The organism is Sphingomonas sp. Leaf257, assembly GCF_001422185.1.
GTDB classification, from domain to species: domain Bacteria; phylum Pseudomonadota; class Alphaproteobacteria; order Sphingomonadales; family Sphingomonadaceae; genus Sphingomonas; species Sphingomonas yabuuchiae.
Map to the genome: position 1 here is coordinate 160,283 of NZ_LMMH01000001.1, position 18,381 is coordinate 178,663.

At 66.4% G+C, this 18,381-nt stretch carries 17 protein-coding genes; 1 reads left to right on the plus strand and 16 read right to left on the minus strand.

Features of this window, described 5'->3' with window-relative positions; translation table 11 throughout:
• Position 1 precedes the first annotated feature (1 nt).
• From gspJ to ASF14_RS00785, 8 genes are all read right to left on the minus strand, one after another.
• Positions 2-682 carry a type II secretion system minor pseudopilin GspJ gene (gspJ, locus tag ASF14_RS00750; protein ID WP_082441999.1) on the minus strand — a complete coding sequence of 227 codons (681 nt, stop codon included), beginning with the start codon at positions 680-682 and terminating at the stop codon, positions 2-4.
• Positions 683-777: 95 nt separating this feature from the next.
• Entirely contained in the window at positions 778-1,233 is a 456-nt protein-coding gene (gene gspI / locus ASF14_RS00755; protein WP_082442000.1) for a type II secretion system minor pseudopilin GspI, read from the minus strand.
• 58 nt (positions 1,234-1,291) lie between these two features.
• Entirely contained in the window at positions 1,292-1,900 is a 609-nt protein-coding gene (locus ASF14_RS00760; protein ID WP_191864573.1) for a GspH/FimT family pseudopilin, read from the minus strand.
• Positions 1,900-2,355, minus strand: coding sequence for a type II secretion system major pseudopilin GspG (gene gspG / locus ASF14_RS00765; RefSeq protein WP_082442037.1), 456 nt, complete (start codon positions 2,353-2,355; stop codon positions 1,900-1,902). The genes ASF14_RS00760 and gspG overlap by 1 nt, the downstream gene beginning before the upstream one ends.
• Positions 2,356-2,367: 12 nt before the next feature.
• On the minus strand, positions 2,368-3,591 hold the full coding sequence (gspF, locus tag ASF14_RS00770) for a type II secretion system inner membrane protein GspF (protein ID WP_056430163.1): 1,224 nt from the start codon (positions 3,589-3,591) through the stop codon (positions 2,368-2,370).
• Between the two features lie 396 nt (positions 3,592-3,987).
• A complete protein-coding gene (gene gspE, locus ASF14_RS00775) occupies positions 3,988-5,463 on the minus strand; it encodes a type II secretion system ATPase GspE (RefSeq protein WP_076717931.1) in 1,476 nt (491 codons plus the stop codon).
• 121 nt (positions 5,464-5,584) lie between these two features.
• Positions 5,585-7,807: a type II secretion system secretin GspD gene (gene gspD, locus ASF14_RS00780; protein WP_056430165.1), complete on the minus strand. Its 2,223-nt coding sequence runs from the start codon at positions 7,805-7,807 to the stop codon at positions 5,585-5,587.
• Positions 7,804-8,646, minus strand: coding sequence for a type II secretion system protein N (locus tag ASF14_RS00785; protein WP_056430169.1), 843 nt, complete (start codon positions 8,644-8,646; stop codon positions 7,804-7,806). Before ASF14_RS00785 ends, gspD begins: the two co-directional genes overlap by 4 nt.
• Positions 8,647-8,764: 118 nt before the next feature.
• Between ASF14_RS00785 and ASF14_RS00790 the strand changes: the two genes are divergently transcribed.
• Positions 8,765-9,436 carry a prolyl hydroxylase family protein gene (locus ASF14_RS00790; RefSeq protein WP_056430172.1) on the plus strand — a complete coding sequence of 224 codons (672 nt, stop codon included), beginning with the start codon at positions 8,765-8,767 and terminating at the stop codon, positions 9,434-9,436.
• A 145-nt stretch (positions 9,437-9,581) separates the two neighbouring features.
• On the opposite strand, the gene ASF14_RS00795 is transcribed toward ASF14_RS00790, so the two are convergent.
• The 8 genes from ASF14_RS00795 to ASF14_RS00825 form a co-directional block, all read right to left on the minus strand.
• Positions 9,582-12,422 (minus strand): TonB-dependent receptor domain-containing protein, encoded by a 2,841-nt coding sequence (locus ASF14_RS00795; RefSeq protein WP_056431276.1) that lies wholly within the window; start codon positions 12,420-12,422, stop codon positions 9,582-9,584.
• A gap of 112 nt (positions 12,423-12,534) precedes the next feature.
• Positions 12,535-14,163, minus strand: a complete 1,629-nt coding sequence (locus ASF14_RS00800; protein ID WP_056430175.1) for a hypothetical protein — start codon at positions 14,161-14,163, stop codon at positions 12,535-12,537.
• Between the two features lie 366 nt (positions 14,164-14,529).
• On the minus strand, positions 14,530-14,691 hold the full coding sequence (locus tag ASF14_RS21780) for a hypothetical protein (RefSeq protein ID WP_168371483.1): 162 nt from the start codon (positions 14,689-14,691) through the stop codon (positions 14,530-14,532).
• A 391-nt stretch (positions 14,692-15,082) separates the two neighbouring features.
• On the minus strand, positions 15,083-15,535 hold the full coding sequence (locus tag ASF14_RS00805) for a hypothetical protein (protein ID WP_056430178.1): 453 nt from the start codon (positions 15,533-15,535) through the stop codon (positions 15,083-15,085).
• A 108-nt stretch (positions 15,536-15,643) separates the two neighbouring features.
• Positions 15,644-16,042, minus strand: coding sequence for a VOC family protein (locus ASF14_RS00810; RefSeq protein ID WP_056430181.1), 399 nt, complete (start codon positions 16,040-16,042; stop codon positions 15,644-15,646).
• A gap of 210 nt (positions 16,043-16,252) precedes the next feature.
• Entirely contained in the window at positions 16,253-16,804 is a 552-nt protein-coding gene (locus ASF14_RS00815) for a fasciclin domain-containing protein (protein ID WP_056430185.1), read from the minus strand.
• Between the two features lie 82 nt (positions 16,805-16,886).
• A complete protein-coding gene (locus ASF14_RS00820) occupies positions 16,887-17,558 on the minus strand; it encodes an anti-sigma factor (protein ID WP_056430190.1) in 672 nt (223 codons plus the stop codon).
• Complete coding sequence (locus ASF14_RS00825; protein ID WP_056430192.1) at positions 17,548-18,108, minus strand: sigma-70 family RNA polymerase sigma factor; 561 nt, start codon at positions 18,106-18,108, stop codon at positions 17,548-17,550. Before ASF14_RS00825 ends, ASF14_RS00820 begins: the two co-directional genes overlap by 11 nt.
• Positions 18,109-18,381: the final 273 nt, after the last annotated feature.

Genomic DNA, 18,381 nt, shown 5'->3' on the forward strand with positions numbered 1-18,381 from the left:
TCTAGCCATTGGGAGTCGGCGTGGGGCTGGGCGTCGGCGTAGGATTCGGCAGGTTCGGGACGCCGACATAGCCGGTGCCGACCAGGAACAGCTGGCGATAGATCATGCCGTCGTCGCGCACGATCGTGACCTCGGCCGCCTGCGGCAGGGCGACGCCGGGCTGCCCCTGCCACTGGTCGAGCCACGCGCCATTGAAGCGATAACGAAGGTGCAATTCGCGGACATGGTCCATCAGTGCGGCGGGCTCCATCGGTGCGGCGCCGTCGAGCAGCGGCCATGCCACCCGCTCCAGCACGTCACCGTTCAGGCGATAGGCGACCTTCTGCACCGAAGGACGCGCCGCATTGTCGAGATTGCTCCAGCCGCCGCGCACCAGCCGCATCGCATCCGGCCCCGCCACCATGGCGGGCGTCAGGACGCCGCCCTCGTCGCGCGTCGGGCGGTCCACCGCCTGCGCCAGATCGGCGGACAGGATCGCGGTCGTCCGACTGACCGCCGCCATCGCGTCGAGCTTCTGCCCCGTCACCCCTTGGGCCCGGACGCTGAGCGACAGGATCGCGACGGCCGCCGCCGCCAGCATCGAGAAGATGAGCAGCGCGACCATCACCTCAACCAGGGTGAAGCCGTTAGGGCACCCAGCCCTTGTTCCCCGGCGTAGGCCGGGGCCCAGTTGCGATGTCATTCGAGGAGAGCAGTGACGTTCACCCCTACCCCTTGGGTTCGTGGCAACTGGGCCCCGGCCTCCGCCGGGGAACGGATTGCCCTTTGAACGGCAGGTCACGACCCCGCCACCCCAATCGGCGGCGCGGCCATGGGCGGGCGGACCATCGTCATCCGCCCGGTGATCCGGCCGCCGGCATTCGCCACCGCCACATCGATCCGCACGACCCGCGCGTCGCCCGTGCCGCTGACGATCCGGGTCCATTTCCAGCTGCGCCCGCCATTGACCTCCGCGCCCGTCGTCCGACCCAGCGCCGGAGCCTGCGGGTCGGTGACGGCGGCGATGGCGACATTGCGGGCGACCATCTGCGCCACGACGGTCTCGTCCAGGATCGACGCACCGCGGATCGTCGCGCTCTCCAGCCTCACCAGCGCCATCGCCGCCAGGCTGAAGACCGCCAGCGCGACCATGATCTCGATCAGGGTGAAGCCCGATTCCTTTCCTCCCCTGCAAGGGGAGGTGGCGGGCCAAAGGCCCGACGGAGGGGTGTCGCGCTCTCGATAGCGGGACACCCCTCCACCATGCTGCGCATGGTCCCCCTCCCCTGGCAGGGGAGGAATTTGGGATGTCTCACCCATCGACGCGCACCGTACCGTCCGCGCCGATCCGCACGATGCTGCTCGCCCGCTCGCGCGTCAGCCGCAGCTCGACCGGGCGGTCCGCCAAGCCCGTCACGTCGAAGGTGATCCGCACCCGGCCGCTTGCGTCGGGAATCGTCGCCTGGGTGCCGTCCTCCCATTGCGCGACGCGCAGGGGTTTGGCGGTCATAGGGCTCCACGCACCGTCCGCCCGCCGGTCGAAACCATAGCCGCCGCGCGTGACCCAGATGCTGACCGGCGACGCCTCGACCACCGCCACGTCATGCGCGGCGCGGACGCGGGCGGCGAATTTCAACGCCTCGTCGGTCACGCGGCCCCGCCGGTCGGGCAGCGACAGCACCGCCACCGCCGAGGCCAGGCCGATCACGGTGATGACGATCATCAGTTCAACCAGGGTGAAGCCGGTAGCGCGCCTTGGGGTAAGGTCAGCCCGTGCACTTCGACTCCGCTCAGTGCGAACGGAGGTTGAGTACGGATCCTCCGTCCCGTTCAGCCTGAGCGAAGTCGAAGGCCACGTTTCGTCCTCGCCAAGCAGGCCCCGCCCGCTTCCGTCCCCGGCATCGAGGCGGGGCCGCGTCATCACTTATCCCAGTTGCCGATATCCGCGTTGACGCCTTCGCCGCCTTCCTTACCGTCGGCGCCGTACGTCCAGATATCCGCCTCACCATGCTGGCCGGGCGAGGCATAGAGATAGGGGCGGCCCCAGGGATCGTCGGGCAGCTTCTTAAGATAACCACCCTTCTGGTAGCGCGACGGATCGGCAAGTCCGGCGGGCATCGACACCAGCGCGGGCAGCCCCTGTGCCGTGGTCGGGAAGGTCAGGTTCTGGAGCTTGTACATCTCCAGCCCCGTCTCGATGTTCGAGATATCGGCCTTGGCCTTCTGGATCTTGGCCGTGTCGCCCGAGGGGAGCACGTTCAGCGCCACGATCGTCGCCAGCAGGCCGATGATGACGATGACGACCATCAGCTCAACCAGAGTAAAGCCGTTGGCCGGACGCTTGCGGCGGATTGGACGGCGGTGGGGGTTACGCATCAACATGTCCTCTTATTGACCGGCCAGCGTGTTGAGCTGGAGAATGGGCAGCAGGATGGATAGCACGATGGTGGCGACCACGCCGCCCATCACGACGATGATCGCAGGCTCCAGCAGCGACAGCGCGGTGGCGGTGAAGCGGTCGAATTCGCGCTCCAGATAATCGGCGGCGCGCTCCAGCATCTCGTCCAGCCGCCCCGCCGCCTCGCCGCTGGCGGCCAGATAGGTGAGCAAGGGCGGGAACACGCCCGCGCGCCGCATCGCCGCCGAGAGGCTGCCACCACCCCGGATCGAATCGACGATGGCGTCGGACGCCACGCGCAGACGGCGGTTGTGAATCGTCCCGGCGGTCAGCGTCAGCCCCTCCAGCAACGGCAACCGGCTCGCCACCATCGTCCCCAGAGTCCGCGCCATCCGCGCCGCGTGCAGGTCGCGCAGCAACCGGCCGAGCAGCGGCAGCTTCAGCAGCCAGCTATCGAAGGACAGCCGGATCGACGGCACCTTCAGCGCGCGCCAGAAACCGACCCCCGCGATAACGACGATCCCCGCCATCAGCCACCACCAGCCGACCAACAGGTCCGACACGGTGATGACCATGCGCGTCAGGAAGGGCAGCTCCTGCCCGACCGTATCGAACTGCTCGACCACCTGCGGCACGACGAACATCATCAGCGCGGTGACGACGCCCAGCGCGACCACCGCGAGGATCGTCGGATAGGCGAGCGCGGTGATCAGCTTGCCGCGAATCTCCGCCTGCCGCTCCAGCAGCGCGGCGAGCCGTTCGAGGATGGTCGGCAGCGTCCCCGAACTCTCACCCGCCGCAACCATCGCGCGGTAGAGCGGGGGGAAGCTTTTCGGCTCGCGCGCCATCGCATCGGCCAGGCGGCGGCCTTCGGTGACGCCCTGGTGCACCGTCGCGACGATGGCACGCACCCGCTCCTGCTCGGTCTGGCGGGTGATGGTGCGCAGGGACTCCTCCAGCGGCGAAACGCGGTTGAGCGTGGCGAGCTGGCGGGTGAACAACGTCAACTGCTTGACCGACATGCGCGCTCGGCCGAGCTTGAGCCCGAACAGCGGGCGGCGCTCGGCGGTGTCGCCGCTGCCCGGTTTGACCGAGACGACGTAAAGGCGCTGCCTCTCCAGCGCGGCGCGGGCGGCGTCGGCGGTTTCGGCGGGGATGAAGCCACGCTTCTCCGCGCCCTTGGTGTCGATGGCGACATAGTCGAACCCGGCCATGTCAGTGCCCCTCCCCACACCCCTGTTCCCCCGCGAAGGCGGGGGCCCAGTGGCTTCGAGGCATGCGGGATCGCCATTCTATTTCACGCGGAGACGCGGAGACGCGGAGAAGAAAGAGATGTTCGCGCAGAGGCGCGGAGGGCGCAGAGGTGTCTAGTGCGCGGCAGCGCACTGCATCTATAACCGGCAGAGGCAAGAGGGCCGCTGGCGCGGCGGGTACGACGTCTCTGCGTCCTCTGCGCCTCTGCGCGAACTCATTATCTCTCCGCGTCTCCGCGTCTCCGCGTGAACCCAAGAGCTTTGAGCCGCCGTCCGTTCCCAACCACAAACGGCATGACAACTGGACCCCGGCCTTCGCCGGGGTGGCGGCTGAAGATGGGAATACGACCATCCCCCTCACCCCGCGTCGGAGTCGCGGCGGGATACGCGGATGGCTTCCTCGGCCGTGGTCACGCCGTCCAGCACCAGCGTCCGCGCCACTGCCGCCAACGGCTGTTGCCTGGCAAAGGCGTGCGCGGCGATCGCCTGTTCGTCGCCGCCTTCGTTGATCAACCGCCGGATGGTGTCGTCGACGCGCACCGCTTCATAGACGCCGGTCCGCCCCTTGTAACCGCTGCCGTTGCATTGCGGACAACCGACTGCCTCATACACGGTGGCATGGGCATCGATGCCCAGCAGCGGCGCGACGGTTTCCTTCGCCTCGACCGGGCGCCTGCACGCCGGGCACAGCCGCCGCACCAGCCGCTGCGCGATCACGGCGCGCAAGGTAGAGGCGAGCAGGAACGGCTCGACCTTCATGTCCCGCATCCGGGTGATCGCCCCGACCGCATCATTAGTGTGGACGGTCGATAGCACCAGATGGCCGGTGAGCGAGGCCTGCACCGCGATCTCGGCCGTCTCGCGGTCGCGGATTTCGCCGACCATCACCACGTCCGGATCCTGGCGCAGGATCGCGCGCAGGCCCGCCGCGAAGGTCAGGCCGACCTTGGCGTTGACCTGGGTCTGGCCCACGCCTTCGACCGCATATTCGACCGGGTCCTCGACGGTCAGGATGTTGCGGCTGCCATCGTTCAGCAGGCGCAGCGCCGCATAGAGGCTGGTCGTCTTGCCCGAGCCGGTCGGGCCGGTGACCAGGATGATCCCGTTGGGTTCGCTCAGCGCCTCGCGCAGCAGCGCGTACATCGCCGGGTTCATGCCCAGCGCGTCGAGGTCGATGCCCGCATTCTCCTTGTCGAGGATACGCAGCACTACGCGTTCCCCCGCGCGACTGGGCAGCGTCGAGACGCGCACGTCGAGCAGCTTGCCGCCCAGGGTCAGCGCCATGCGCCCGTCCTGCGGCACCCGCCGCTCGGCGATGTCGAGCCGGGCCATGACCTTGATACGGCTGACCACCACGGGGGCGACATGCGGCGGCATGCGCAGCGTCTCGCGCAGCACGCCGTCGATCCGCATCCGGACGACGAGGCCGGTCTCGTACGGCTCGATATGAATGTCCGACACGCCGTTGCGCGCGGCGTCGGCGATGATGCCGTTGATCAGCCGGATCGCGGGCGCGTCGTCGGCGGTGTCGAGCAGATCCTCGGCGGTCGGAATACCGTCGGCCAGCATGTCCAGCTCGTCGCCCATGCCCACCGCCGCGATGGCGGTCGCTTGTCCGTCCATCGCATAGGCGTCGGACAACAGCCGGTCGAAGGCGGGGCCTTCCACGCGCGCGATGGCGAAGGGGCGGCCGATATGGCGGCGCAGCTCGATCAGCGCGCGCGGGTCGGCGCCTTCGCGAAGGGCGATGGTCAGCGGGTCGGCGGTGTGGACGACCGTGCCGAACTTGCGCGCGAAGGCGTAAGGAATGGTCAGCGGGGCGACCAGCTCCAGCGCTTCGTCGGGCGTGGGGAGCGGGAGAGCGGGTGGCCCTCCCCCATCCCCTCCCACCTGCGGGAGGGGCGTGCCCAGCGGCAGGGGGACGGTGTCGCCCGTGGGGAGGGGCTGCGCGTCGTCAGTCACGGCGCTTGATCGGTTCGACCGACTTGGCGACGGGGACGGCGATGCGCGGGTCCTCGATATTGCCGGGCATCGGTGCGTGCGGGATCGGCGGCGCGGCGTTCATGTAATCGCGGACCAGCTCGTCGATCGAGGGCTCGACGCCGGGCTGGGCATAGCCCTGAAGCTGGCGGAGATAGCCGTACCGCTGCTCGGTGACGCGGCGGCTGTCCTCGGGCGTGCGCAGGATCGTCGGGCGGATGAAGACCATCAGGTTCGTCTTCGACCGGCTGCGCGCCTTGGACCGGAAGAGCGCGCCCAGGCCGGGAATGTCGCCCAGGAAAGGGATCTTCTCGATCGTGCGACGCTCGTTATCGTCGAGCAGACCGCCGATGACCGTGATCTGGCCGTCATCGGGGGTAAAGACATTTTCGAACGCGCGCTTGTTGAGGATCAACTCGCTATTGTTGCTCGACACAGGTCCTGCGATCGAGCTGACTTCGAGGCGGACATAGAGCTTCAACGAGCCGCCCGCATTGACCTGTGGCTTCACGTCCAGCTGGATGCCGACATTCTGACGCTGCACCGTGCGGAAGGCATTGTCGAAATTGGGTGACAGTGCCTGGCCGGTCGTGATCGGGATTTCCTGACCGACCAGGCTGTGTGCCTGCTGGTTGTCCAGCGTGATGATGTGCGGGACCTGGAGCAGGTTGGAGGTCGTGTCGCTCTTCACCGCGTTGATGATCGCGCCGAACACCGTGTCGCCGATCTTGCCACCCCAGCCCGCAAAGCCACCCGTCGTGCCCAGGATCGACTGCACCGCCGACTGGGTGAGCTGGCTATAGGCCTGGTTGGGGACATTGGTCGTGGTGCGGGTGCCATCGGGGGCGACGACGGTCGTCGTCGTGCCGCCGATCGTGTTTGCGCCCACCGCCCCTGCGATCTGCAGGATGTTGGGCGCGGTGTTGCCATAGGTCGAGGCGGCGAACGCGCCGCCCGACAGGCTGCCGAGCAGGAACTGCGCACCCAGCCGCCGCGCGGTCTGGTCGGAGACTTCGGCCACGATCGCCTCGATCAGCACCTGTTCGCGGCGCACGTCGAGCTGGCGGATGACCTCGCCGATCTGGCGCTGGATGTCGGCGGGTCCGGCGATCACGATGGCGTTCGCGCCGGTGAAGCGGGTCACGACCGCCGCCGTGCGGCCGCCTTGGGTGCTGATCGCGGGCGGCTGGCCGTTCTGGCCACCGGCACCCGGCGCGCCTGCCGCCTGGGGCTGGGCGACCGGCTGGATACGCTGCGCGATCGAGGTGCCCGCCGCCGAGCCGGACTGGCTGTTGGTCTGGGTGAAGCTGCCGCGCGACAGGGTGGTTTCCTGCACCGGGTCGGGTTGCTGGCCGACCAACTGCTGGAGCACGGGCAAAAGCTGCTCGGCGTCCGCGTTTTCGAGGAAGACGACGCGGATTTCGGTGCCGCTCTTCGCCTTGTTGTCCAGATCGATCGCGATCTGGGCGAAGCGCGCCACGCTCGACGGATCGCCGCGCAGCGCGATCGAATTGGAGCTGTCGATGGCGACCACCGACACGCCGGTCGCCCCTTGCGCGGGCGTACCGCCCTGCCCGCCGCCACCGCCGCCCGCTAGCGTCTGGAGTGCCGTCGCGATCTCTCGCGCGCCCGCATTGCGCAGCGCGATCACGCGGGTCGAGGCGTTGTCGGCGTCGATCCGGCGCACAACCTCGCGGATACGGCGGATATTGTCGGCGAAGTCGACCACGACCAGGCTGTTGCCCCCGCGGTTCGCCGTCACCGACCCTTGCGCGCTGACCAGCGGACGCACCGTCTCCAGCGCGCTGTTCGCGTCGATCGCGCGCAGGCGGATGATCTCGGTGACGTAGGAATTGCGGTTCGCGCCCGCCGACCCGATCCGGCTCGGCTGCGACGCGGCGTTATCCACCGGCTGCACCCGGAACGCCCCCCCCGAGGTCGGCACCGCGACCAGCCCGTTGGAGCGCAGGGTCGACAGGAAAATCTCGAAATATTCGGACCGGGACAGCGGCCGGTCGGTCACGACCGTCACCTTGCCGTTGACCCGGCTGTCGATGATGAAGGTCCGCCCCGTCACCTTGGCGGCATCGGCGATGAACGCGCGGATATCGGCGTCGCGGACGTTGAGCGTGGTCTGGGCGTGAGCGCCCGCCGCCAGTGCAAGCGCCAGAACCGAACCGAGGACGAGCTTCTTCATGGCCGTGGTGCCGCAATCTGAAGGGAGAGCGGCAGCGTCTGATCGCCCCGCTCGACCGTGATGGAAAGAGAACCGCCCTGTGCGAAATCCGCCGCCAGACGGTCAAGATCGCCCGGCCCCGTCACCGGACGCCCGCCGAGCGCGGTGACGATATCGCCCTCGCGCAGGCCCGCCGCCCGGAATGCCGCGCCCGAACCCTGGGGCCGCACGACTAGGCCCGAGACGCGCCCGCCGTCGAGCCTGGGGATGAAGCCGATGTCGCTGCGCAACTGCGCGATCGCCACGCCGCCCGCCGGGGGCACCGATCCGGGCGCTTGCACGGACGGCGCGCCCGGAGCGGGTGCTCCGGCGGCGGCGGGCGGCGCATCGGACTGGTCGAGATACAGGTCCTCGGTCGCGCCGCCGCGATCGATGGTGATATGATCGAAGGCCACCGCCTTCAGCGTGACGCCGGGCTGGATTTCCTCGCCGACCGACACCGAGCGCTGCACCCCGTCGGGCCCGGCCAGGATCGCCGAGCCGCGCCCCGATGCCTCGTCCAGCCGGGTGCCGAACAGCGTCAGTTGCAGCGTGGTGACGGCGGCGGGCGCGGCCTGCTGCCCCTGCAAGCGGAAGAACGGGTCGAAGCCTTCGAGGATGGCGGCAGGGGAACCCGCAATGGCAGGCGCCAGCGGCCGCCACTCGCCCAGCGGCGAGACGGGGGTGACGATCACCCATAGCAGCCGCGCGCCCTGAACGGCGAGAACCGCCATCAGCGCCAGTTCGGCCACCGAATAGACATTCACGACCGGCAGGCGTCGTAACCAGCGACGTCCGCGCGCGTCGAGCCTCAACCGCATGAAACCCACCCCGTACGCATTTTCGGGCTCTAGGCATGGCATGTTACAGCACGGCGTCAAAGCCCTGAAACATGTTGGTCATATCGGTTTCACATGAGGGACAGGATGGGAGAGCCGGATGCAAGCCTTGACCGATGACGTGCCCAGGCTGGGCAATGGCCTGGATCCGACCCCGATCATCGCGCGGCTTGCCGCGACGCCGGGCGTCCAGCGGCTGCCCAGTCCCAAGCTGACCCTGTTCGTGAAGCGCGACGTGCTGCCGCCCGAACTGTGCGCGGCGCTGATCGCGCGAATCGACGCGGTGCGCCGCCCCTCGACCATCGCCGACGCCAATGGCGACCATGCCTATCGCACCAGCGAGACGGGCGATCTGCCCGCCGACGATCCGGCGGTGATCGACACCGAACGCCGCATCGCGATGCTGACCGGCCTGTCGGGCGAATATGGCGAGCCGATCCAGGGGCAACGCTATGCCGTCGGCCAGGAGTTCAAGCAGCATACCGATTATTTCGAGCCCAGGGGGCTGGACTATCACCGCTATTGCGCGCTGTCGGGCAACCGGACCTGGACGGTGATGCTATACCTGAACACACCGGAAGCGGGCGGCGCGACGCGGTTCAAGGTGGTGGACAAGATGATCCAGCCCGAACTCGGCAAGATGGTCGCCTGGAGCAACCGGCGCACGGACGGCTCGACCAATGCCGCGACCCTGCATCAGGCGATGAAGGTGCGGGCGGGGGTGAAGTACGTGATTACCAAATGGTATCGGGAGTTGCCGTGGCGGGGGTGACGATCTCCTCCCGGCCCTGCCCCCTTTCCCGACATCCGTTCGGACTGAGCGAAGTCGAAGGCCACGCCCTACCCTCTCCCCAAACGAAAAGGCCGCCGCCCGGATCACCCGGACGACGGCCCCTTACGCCATCCCGCAAAAAGGATCAGAAGGTCGTGCTGATCCCCAGCGAGAATATGCGGCCCAGATTATACCGGTTCAGATAGACGAACCGGCCATTCCCGAAGTCCTGCCGCTCATTATACCGCGTGCGGGTCAGGTTGCGGGCCTCGGCCTTCAGTTCGAACTTGCCGCCCATCAGCTCGAAGCCCTGGCGCGCCACGAGGTCGAGGCGGATGCCCGGCACTTCGACGATGTCCGGCTGGAAGCCGGTGCCCGACAGGTTCGACGGACCGCGATTGGTCACGCGATTGCTGGCATAGTTGAACAGCAACGTGATCTGCGACAGCGCGGCGGTGTCCTCCATGCCCAGCTGCAGATTGACCAGATGGTCCGACTGGCCGGTCAGCGACGCGCCGTCGCGGAACAGCAGCCGCGCCGGGCCGAAGCCCGAGGCGCAGCCCGCCAGACCCGGCGAGCCTTGCGCCGCCGCCGGGTTGGGCACGCAGGACGCGTCCGCGTTGATCTGCGACTTGGTGTAGGTGTAGTTCGCGATGGCGACGAGGCGGCGCGTGGCGAAGAAGTCGCCGCCGATCCCGGCCAGCGGCACGTACTTCTGCAACTCGACTTCCGCGCCATAGAGCGTCGCCGAAGGCAGATAGGTGAAGCCCGTCTGCAACCGGTCGTCCGCGCCGGTGTAGAAGCCGACCTGCTCGATCGGGTTCTTGATCCGCTTGTAGAAGCCCGCCAGCGTGAAACGCTGGTCGCGCGCGTAGAACCATTCGTAGCGTGCCTCGAGGTTCCACAGCTCGCTGTCGCGCAGGTTCGGATTACCGAAGAACAGGCGGTCCGAGTCCGGGTCGCGGAACTGCTGCGGCGCCAATTCGCGGAACTGCGGGCGCGAGATCGTCTTCGCACCGCTCGCGCGAAGCTGCATGTCGGCGGCGAAATTCCAGGTCAGCGTGCCGGCGGGGAGGAAGTAATCGTTCTTCAACCGCGTCGTCGCGCTCTGCACCGGCGTCACCGTCTCGACCGCCGTTTCATAGCGGACACCCGCCACGGCGCGCAGGCCATTGGCGACTTCCGCCTCGGCCTGGACGTAACCGGCATGGACGTTCAGCTTGGCGTCGTACGCATAGGCACCGGCCTGGGTCGAGAATTGGAGCTGGAGCGTACATGCCCCCTGCCCACGCAACGGACAGGCATTGTTGATGACGCCCGGGCTCAGCAGATAGTCGGGGCGGTACAGATTGTACGGGAAGCCCGGCGCGGTGCCCGCACCGTCGCTGGTCTGGTAGTTGAACTGGATACGGCTCGAATAGCGGTCCGTGCCCTGGTAGAAATAGCCGGTGCTCAACGTGATCGGACGATCTCCGTCGATCTTGTAGGAGAGGTCCGCCTGGCCCGTATATAGATTCTCGTTCAGTTCCGAGAAGATGATCGAGGCGAAGGGGGTGAAGCGCTGCGTCACCTGATAGGCGCCGTTGCACTGAAACCCGCCCGCGCCGTTGCCGCCGTCATAGCTGATCGGCAGGCCCGTGGTGGTGCGGTTCGAGCAGAGATAGTCGAACTGGCGCTCATAGGGCGCGTTGCGCTTCGAGTTGGCAAAGGCGCCACGCGCGTCGAACTTCAGCGCGTCGGTCAGCTTGAACTCACCGACCAGCTGGCTTTCGATCAGCTGACGTTCGAACCAGTTGGTGTTCTGCTGGAAGCGCAGACCGCTGGCGTTGTTATAGACCTCGGCCGCCGAGCCGCGCGCCTGCTTCAGCGTGTCGTGGATATAGACGTTGGTCCAGCGCACCGTGTTGTCGCCGAACTCATAGCCCAGGCCGACCAGCGCATTGGCGACGATGCGGTTGTCGGTCAGCAGCGTGCGGAAATCGTTGCGGATCGTCCCGTCCGCCGACACCGAGTCCTGCTGGATCGCCGAGCGGGTGCGGAAGGTGTTGGAGAGCGAGAGCGACGAGATCACGCCCAGACGGTCGCTGCCGATGTCGAACACCGAGCCCGCCGACAGCTCGCCCGACAGATTGGCGGGCAACTGATTGTTGCGCTGGAGCAGGGTGGTCGAGGCGTTGGACAGGCCCGCCACCTGCGCGGCGGGCACGATGCCCGAGCCCTTGCCCGCCTGCACGTCGCGCACGAACTGCGGCACGCCGCGCGTGCCGTCGTCGAAGCCCAGCCAGTCGGCATCGCCGCCCGCATAGGTATAACCCAGCTCGCTGGTCGTCGCATCGTCGGCCGCAACGGTGAAGCCGCCCGAGATGAAGTTCTTGGCCGGGATCGCCTTGGTCGTCAGGTTGATGACGCCGCCGCCGAACTCGCCCGGATAGTTCACCGAATAGGTCTTCTGGACCAGCGCCGAGCCGACGATGGTGGTCGGGAAGATGTCCAGCGGGACCGAACGGCGCAGCGGCTCGGGGCTGGGCAAGGGCGAGCCGTTGAGCAGCGACGAGGAGTAACGGTCGCCCAGACCCCGGACATAGACGAAGCCGCCGCCCACGACCGACAGGCCGGTCACGCGGGTCAGCGCGCCCGCAATGTCACCCTCGCCCGTGCGCGCAATGTCGGCGGCCGACAGGACCGAAACGATCTGCGGCGTGGCGCGGATGGTGTTGGGGATGTTGCGGCCGACGACGACGATCTCGTTGCCCGCCGTGGAGTCCATGCCGGGGGCGGAGATTTCGACCGGCTCTTCCGCGGCCTGACCGTCCTGGCCCGTGGGCGTCTGGCTCTGCGGGGTGGCCTGCCCGTCCGGGCTGGTCGCGGTGGTGCTGGTCTGCGCCGGAGCTGGCGTCGCCCCGCCCGCCGTCTGCGCCAGGAGAGCGGGCGCGACGAGTTGCGAGGTCAGCAGAAGGAGGGAGGCATAAGCGAGGCGTCGCTGCATGGCCGGGTCATCCCGTATCAGATTTTCATGGAGGAAAGCCGGGGCGGCGATGATCGCCACCCCGGCCTGCCGAGAGCGTCCGAACGATGCCGGACGCATGGTCAGCGGGGCCTTAGCGGCCGTTGCAGCTGAAATAGACCGAGGTGAAGACCGGCGGCCCGACATCCTGCAGTGAGGAGTCGGCAGCGCGGATCGTGGTGCGGCCCGAGCCCGAACCCTCACCCGCGATCAGGTTGATGCAGGCCACGTTCGACGGCGCCTTCACGATGCCGTTGATGAAGGTCATGTCGGCACCGCCGCGCAGACGGATCGCGGCAGGCGCGAGCGCGGTCTGAACGAAGGTGAAGTTGGCGTAACGACCGAAGGTGCGCGGCAGCAGGTCCTCGGCATTGTTCGAGTCGATCTCGGTCGAGAAGCTGTCGGCGGTCGCGCCGATCGTCCGCTGCGCCGCGACCAGGAACTGCATGAAGCCGCGATAGCCATTGTCGATGTCGAAGCCGTCATCGTCCGCGCCGGTGATCGCGATGTACTTCAGGTTCGACGTGCCACCGAAGATCTCGATGCCGTCATCGGCCGAGTTGTGGCTCTGGATATGATCCAGGACCGTGCCCGAACCGGTGCCGCCCAGGGTCAGGCCCTGCAACTCGTTGCCGTCCGAGATGGCGATGCCCGAATAGCGGATCTGGACATAGGACATCTGACCCGACGAGTCGGCCTGGTTGGCGCCGCCATAAAAGCGGCCGGTCACGCCCTCGATCGCCAGCTGGCAGGTGGTCGACGAACCCGATGCATTGTTCGGGCCGGTGCCGGTGGCGCAGACGGCGGTCGGCGCGCGGCCGAGCAGGATGATGCCGCCCCACTGGCCCTGGCTTGCGTCGGACACGCCGTTGTTCGCCAGATTCTGCTGCGAGGTGAAGATGATCGGCGCATCGCGCGTGCCGACCGCCGAAATCTTCGAGCCACGATTGACGAGCAGCAGGTCGTTGGTCGCCTCCGACGAGTCCGCCGCGACCACGACGCCCGGCGCGATGGTCAGCGTGACGCCGGTGCCGCCGGTCGAACCCAGATCGGTGCCGACTTCGGTCTGGCCGCGCAGGCGGTATACGACACCGGCGATCTTCGGCAGCGTCAGGTCGGCGGTGATGTTCTGCGGCAGGCGGCAGTAACGCAGCGTCGGCGAGGACGAGCTGTTGGTGCCGTCATCGGTGGTGCCGGTCGGGCAGACCGAGGTCGCCGCGGCATAGGTGCCGATTGAGGGAACCGCGGTGCAGCGTGCGCCCGAGCCGCCGAATTCGGCCGAGGTCGAGTTGCAGGTCCAGCCCTGGAAGGCGGTGTCCGACGGACCGTTGAGCGCGCCGACATAGTTGGTCGAGGTGAAGAAGCTGTTCAGCGTCGACGGGTCGGTCGCGGTCACCAGCGAGGTGCTGCTCGTCGGATAGATGCCGTTCAGCGCAGCCCCGGTACCGTTGACGTTGTTGTTGGACCCGGCGTTCACGATCGCCAGCTGCTCGTCGGCCGTGATCGTCAAGTCGTTGACCTTGGTCACGGCGGCGAACTGCGCGGCGGTGATGTTCGCGGTCGGCGTGGGGGTCGGCGACGGGGCAGGCGTCGGCGTCGGCTGGACGATCACGATTTCGCCCGCGCCGGGCGAGGCCACGCTGTCGGCTCCGCCGCATGCGGAAAGGGCCGCACAGGCCGAGCTGGTCATGAGAATGAGGCCGAAGCGCTTGAAGCTGCTCATCGCCGAAAAACTCCCGATCTTATCGTTGCTAAGCCGGGCGAACGCCGCCCGATGACCGACTCAAGACAAGTCCCCCTGTCGATCCCGGCCCGGGCGTTAGGCGCGTCTCATGACGCGAAGATGCAGTTTGAGAGAAACTTCCGTGACAGATATGAGTCACTTTCGTGACATCGGCAGTCATCCAACAGGTTGCCACACCCTTTCCCGGCCGCTTTATTTTGCTCGGCGCAAAGGAAGGCGCAGCTTTTGTCACCAAAGCACGTTACTGGGCCTGAGAGGTCGAGCTTCCGCACGTCCTCGGCGCCCCGTTCAGGCACTGTGTCACTACGGAATGAACGGGGCGTCCCTTTGCCCCTTCCCGAAGAATCAGGTCAGCGAGGATTTTCGCTTCGGCGCATCCTGCCCCTCGGTGCTGGGCTGGCCGCGGTCGAGCGTATCGCTGGGACGGCGGGCATCGCCGTCGCGCTGATGCTCGGTCGACAGATTGGGATCGCGGGTCTCGGTCGTCGGTTTGATCGGGTCGGCCATGGTTGCTCTCCTATGAGAGAGCCAATGCGCGACGCGGTATGCACGTTCCGGAACATCCCTTGTCTTCAGCACGGTACGGGTCGCCCGTGTGCGACCCAGGACGAAACCGAGCTTTGTCTGGGGCGTCGATGGAGATTGGAAGGCTACCGGCGCGGCAGCCGCATCGAGATCATGTTCGGCCGCCTCAAGACCCTGCCCCGGCGAAGGCCGGGGACTGGCACCGCGTCGCCACCCGCTATGACCGGTAGCGATCAGCGAACGTGATAGCTGCGCGATTCTGTCATCGACCATGTCAGAGCCGATGGTCGCCAACCCCGCTGAAAACAAGCGCGGGGAAAGGATGGCTTCGTCGATGATCGGCGGAATAAAACCGTATTCAAGAACTTCAGAATTAGTATTCGATACCGCCGGTGGACAAGGCCGTTTTGTAAAAGCATTGGGTTTCGGTTTTGACGCGATCGCTCAATCGGGCCAGGATCGCACTCGCAGCATCCGAAAACCCCGGCATATCGTTGGCAATACGGCATTCGGTCCAGTGATCGAGGAAATCACTCCAATCGACCTTCAGCTGCAGGAGAGCGGCCTCACCTTCGATCCAGGTCGCTCGCCATGTATCGGGTAATGTTTCCAGGCGTATATTCTGAATGACGTCGGACTCTTCACGCAGGTGCTTGCGGATGATGACGGCCAGGGCGTCAAGTTGAACCGATAGTTCGTGGGGGGATGCGGCCTCGTCCCTCAAATCGTCCAGCAGGGCCGATATGCTCGACTCGATAAGGATATGGTCCTCGACCAGCCTGGCGAATCCCACGCGCTGCAAGTTGAAATGTCGATTAGAAAACATCGGGCATGTTTCCATGTGTCATGGCGGTTTCCTTGCCTGAGGAAAGGGAAGATCTGCTGGGACATGGGCTCGCCGTCGACATTCGTGGCAAGCCAAATGCCCTATCGATCACCCCGGAAAGTGAATGCCGCAAAGCTTGTTGCCGTCCGGATCGCGAACATAGGCCAGTTCGATCGTTCCCATGGATGCCGTATGACGAGGACCGGGCGGCGCTTCGATCGACATACCCCCGGCTGCCACGGCGACATCGTGAAACTGTCTGACCTGCTCGGGAGAATCGCACTGGAAGGCGACCGTGCTGCCGTTTGAAACGGTCGCCGGTTCGTCATTGATCGGCTGCGTGACGATGAAGGCGGTTCCGCTCTCACCCCGATAGATCAGTCGGATGTGGCCGCTATCGGCCACGTTCCGCATCGGCTCCCCAATGCCGAGCGTTCCCAGCACAGTATCGTAAAAGCGCTTCGACCGTTCAATGTCGTTCGAACCAATCATCGTGTGAAACAGCACGTATCGTCTCCTACCGGTATGCCAGTGGCCTGCGACGAAAATGTTGGTCCATGCGCGCAAGATTGACCAGCACCTTCACCTGCGCCGTCGTTCGAGTGCATAAGCGATGAGGGCTAATTCGCGCCTTCGAGCCGGCGTGACAGACTGCCCCTCCGTCGCATGGGTGGGGCGACCATGTGCCGCCCCACCCATGGGAATGATCTGCCGCCCTTATGGCATCATCACCGTGTCGATTACATGCACGACGCCGTTCGACTGCATGACATCGGCAGTGGTGATGCGGCCGGTATCGCCCTTGGCGTCCATGATGGCCCAGCCGCCCATCGCCTTCTTGAACATGATCGGCTGGCCCTCAACGGTGGTGTAGGTCGCCGTCCCGCCATTCGCCTTTGCCTTGGCGGCAATATCCTTTGCGGTAATCCGGCCGGGTATGACGTGATAGGTGAGGATCGACGTCAACTTATCCTTGTTCTCGGGCCGCACCAGGGTGTCGACGGTGCCAGCGGGCAGTTTTGCGAATGCCGCGTTTGTCGGCGCAAACACGGTGAAAGGGCCCGAGCCGGAAAGCGTGTCGACAAGGCCGGCCGCCTTCACCGCGGCGACCAGGGTGGTATGGTCCTTCGACTGCGAGGCGTTCTCCACGATCGTCTTCGTGGGGTACATCGCCGCACCGCCGACCATCGGGTTGCGCGGGGCAGCACCGGCGGCGGCACCGACGCTGAGCGCGACAGCCATCATCGCACCACGGATCATCAGGGTCATCAGATCTCTCCAGCCGCATGGAGCGCGGCTTTCGGATTACGACGCCAACAGCCCGTTGGACGCAGCGACGCGGCGCGACCCCTTAAATTTCGGCCAGCTTCCCGGCAGCCACCACCGGCCCCGTCGGTGTCGACTTCGGCGATCCCCCGAGCGGCTCGATCGATATCGCCAATGTGGTCCCGGGAACGACCGCGACCTGCGGAGCGATCTTCAGGGCAGGCCCGCCTCCACGAGGCAGCAGGCCCGCTGCGCGGGGTACCCCGTCGCCCCCGATCGCCCATAGCTGTGCATCCTGCCCGCTCTTCACGGACGGCGCGTCGCGCAGCTTCAGGGTGCGGGTGGCCGGATCGAAGAATATCGTGATCGGCGCGGCACGCTCGGGCGTGAGGACGGCGAAGAGCAAGGGAGCAGGCTTGCTGGCATGCGGTACGGCCGTTGGCGTATCGGGACGGGTTACGACGACCGTCAGCAGGATCACAGCCGCCAGACCGGCAATGCCCGCGATCGCCCGCCAAGGTCCGGTACGGTGATTGTCATTGTCGCCGACCGCCAGGATCCGGCGTTCCAGATCGGCGCTTGGCGCGACCGGCTCGACCTCGAGATACAAGGCGGCCAGATGCCGTCTCCACCGGGCGACATCCCGTGCAAAGGCCGGATCGTCCAGCATCCGACGCAACGCAGCGCTCCGCTCGTCGCCGTCGAGGACCTCAAGCGCCAGTTCGGCCGCGGTCAGATCGGTCTCGTCAGATGTCATCGTCGAGACACTCCTTGAGCCGTTCGAGGCCGCGCCGGATCCGGCTTTTTATGGTACTCGTCGGAACCCCGAGGACATCGGCGAGCCCGGCATAGGTGATCCCTTCGAAAAAGGCCGTTCGAATGGCGTCGCGCTGCGTTTCACTCAGGCGATCCATGCAGCCGTGCAGTTTGCGCTCCTCCTCGTCGAGCAGCATGTTCTCGAGTGCCAGACGATTTGGGGCGACGGGCTCGGCGACGTTGTCCAACGGCGCGGTCGGGCGCCGACCAAGGGCCCGGTGATAATCGATCGCGCGATTGCGGGCGATCGTGGCAAGCCAGGCAAACGGACTGGTCTGCCCCGGCTCATAGGCACCGGCACGTCGCCAGATGATGGCGTAGACCTCTTGCAGAACGTCCTCCGCCGCTTGTCGCTCTCGACATATACGAAGGCAGATGCCGAAAAGCTTCGCGGACGTGAGGGCATAAAGTTCGCGGAAAGCGGCACGATCCTCGCGCCCGGTTGCGACCAGGGCTTTGACAAGCTCCTGCCGAGCGTCAGGTTGGTTCATCGTCACTGCTGACGGGATACCGAAGCGCTCATCCGCAAGCAACCGCGTGGTTCGGATCGAGGATACCGTGCCGCTCGCCGATCATGCGCGACGCGGTGGTCGACCGGTCGCAGCCTACGCCTTCGTTACCATTTCGTTCGAAGGGTAGAAAAGGCTAACCGTTCGCGATTGGAAGCGCAGGCCGACCTCCGCTCTGCTACAGTCCGTCGCTAGGGACCCTAACTTGCCTTCGGATTGTTTCCGGATCGAGGGACAGAGGTGGGAGCAGGTGGT